The following is a 270-nucleotide window of genomic DNA, read 5'->3' as shown; positions in this document are numbered from 1 at the left end:
ATGGGGCGCTTGCCGGACGCTTTTCGCGAGGTCTTGAACGAACACGTCGAGTTGATGGCCGCGCAACTGGCCGGCAGCCCCGAAGAGATCGACAAGGCCCTGGCGGACATGGCCTTGATGGTCGGGGGGCTGACCCTGGCGCGGGCGCTGGGGCCGGGCGAGTTATCGGATCGGGTGATACGTGCGGCCAAGTCGGCGGTACGCTGAAAGAGGGAAAGCACGATGGGCGCATTGACATGGGTTCGTGGTTTCAATGGCACGGTGGGGCGC

General features: G+C 65.2%; 1 pseudogene. It reads left to right on the top strand.

Going from position 1 to position 270, the window contains the following annotated elements:
• Window positions 1-207: pseudogene (locus tag AAEZ05_RS28740) on the top strand (TetR/AcrR family transcriptional regulator); the annotation flags it as partial.
• Window positions 208-270 lie beyond the last annotated feature (63 nt).

The sequence above is a fragment of the Pseudomonas sp. HY13-MNA-CIBAN-0226 genome, from assembly GCF_040310305.1.
In the GTDB taxonomy this organism is placed as follows: Bacteria; Pseudomonadota; Gammaproteobacteria; order Pseudomonadales; family Pseudomonadaceae; genus Aquipseudomonas; species Aquipseudomonas gregormendelii.
The sequence above is the reverse complement of the archived record's forward strand: the minus strand, read 5'-3'. Positions and strand labels throughout refer to the sequence as shown.